We start from the raw sequence: 1953 nt of genomic DNA, 5'->3' as shown, positions 1-1953 counted from the left end.
TATAAATACTGCTAAAACACATGAATCCGCAATCCAAACAGCTAGTCAAGCTGTAGCAAATGGAGTTTTAGAGCAGACAGTTTCTTACTATTCATTGAAGGGTAAAACAAAAGAAACAATGGATGCTATGCGGGCTGAATATTCATCGCTTGAAACAAAAGTGGGTAGCGCCTTTGATGTTATTGAGCAAAAGCAGGCTATTTCAGTTGATCAGATGGCTGCTAACTTACAGAAGAACCAAGAAGCTGTTAGCCAATGGAGCACTAATATTGCTACGTTAGCACAGCGAGGGGTAGATGAAGGGCTTTTAGAGCAACTAAGGAAAATGGGGCCTGAAGGTGCTGCCCAAGCAGCAGAATTAGTTAATTCTTCAGATGAACAATTACAACGCTTAAATGATGTCTATCGTAATACTGGTGAAACTTCCATGAATGCGATGAAAGAAGGCTACCAGTTAGGTAAAAATGGTGTTAATGATGAAATAGCAAGCCTCATCCCAACCCAAAAAGATACATTAATGACTCAGATTAAGAGCACCGATTTTAGTAGTGTAGGTAAAAGTGTTACTGAAGACTTTAAAGCAGGAATTGAGAATGGTAGAAATGCAGTAGCAGAAATGACCAAAGGAATTGTTCCACAAATGGGAACCGATATGAAAGGTGAAGTTGAAAAGGCTAATTTCCCTGATATAGGTAAAGCTATCCCTCAAGGTCTAGAGAAAGGTATTGGAGCTAACAAACAATTACCTGTAAAAACATCTAATCAAATGATTGATGATGTTGTTTCTGGTGCCAGAAAAGGTTTAGATTCTCACTCTCCTTCTCGTGTATTTCACTCAATTGGTGAAGATGTTGATTCTGGATTATCAAACGGTATCGAACAAAACGCAATGAATCCAGTAAGAGCTGTTGAGTCTATTGTTGATAAAATAATTTTTGCAATGGATAAATTGCCATCAGAAATGAATTCTATCGGAGCAAATGCAATTGATGGATTGACTAATGGTATTAACGCCAATGCTAATAGTGCTTTAGCTGCAGCAAGAGGTGTGGCAGATCAAATTGTAAGTACAATGAAAAGCGCTATGGATATTCATTCTCCATCACGTGTAATGCGTGACGAAGTAGGTAAAATGATTCCAGCAGGAGTAGCGGTTGGTATTGATAAATATTCAAACTTTGTAGAAAAATCTATGCAACGACTAAGTAAAAAAGTAGCCATGCCAGCGCTGGATAATTTAAATTCAAATCTGTCATTTAGTGGCGGAACACAAAGTTTAGCGTTTTCTGGAGATGTATCTTCAAAATTCACTGTGGAGGTACCTGTTATTTTAGATAGTACAGAGGTTGCAAGGGTTATTGCTAAACCAATGAGTAAAGAATTGCAGAATCAACAAGATAAAAAGAATGTTTCTTTAGGAAGGAGGCGCTAAATGTTATACAACTTTATTGATGTAAATGAACAACAAACAAAAGCCTCTTTGCCTTCGGAAGCCATGAATTTTAATGGTTCCTTTTTAGAAGATTTAGTTCCAGGTTATAGAACATTATCTGTTGTTGGAAGAGAGTTAGCTCCTACTGAGATACAAAGCTACCAGTTGGGAATTCGTGATGGAATGCGACATGTTTATGCTCGTATTCCGGAAAGAGAATTAACAGTTAAATTCAAAGTTGAGGCTAACTCTAACGAAGCGTTTAGGGATTCTTTTAACAGACTAAACGTTGCTTTGTTTACAGAAAAAGATGTACAGATTTGGTTTAATGATGAACCAGAAATGCTTTGGTCGGGTAGTAAATCAGACGTTGATGCAGTTCCTGAGGGATTGAATCGAGTCGTTGGTACATTTACAATTTTGTTGAACAATCCATATAAATATACTCGAAGCGATGCTACTAGTGTTATGTGGGGTTCAACAGAAATAACGTTTCAGGCTAACTATCTTATGGGTAATAC

Annotated in this window: 1 protein-coding gene and 1 pseudogene; both read left to right on the top strand. The window is 37.4% G+C overall.

Translation table 11 applies throughout. From position 1 onward, the window contains the following. Positions 1-1432 (top strand): annotated as a pseudogene (locus KQI94_RS15830) (phage tail tape measure protein); the annotation flags it as partial. After that, positions 1433-1953 (top strand): distal tail protein Dit (locus KQI94_RS15825; RefSeq protein WP_216454625.1); only part of this gene is annotated, 521 nt, incomplete at its 3' end.

The sequence above is a fragment of the Enterococcus sp. S183_ASV_20 genome (genome assembly GCF_018919685.1).
GTDB classification, from domain to species: Bacteria; Bacillota; Bacilli; order Lactobacillales; family Enterococcaceae; genus Enterococcus; species Enterococcus faecalis.
Note: the sequence above shows the minus strand (reverse complement) of the source record. Positions and strands in the feature narration are given on the sequence as shown.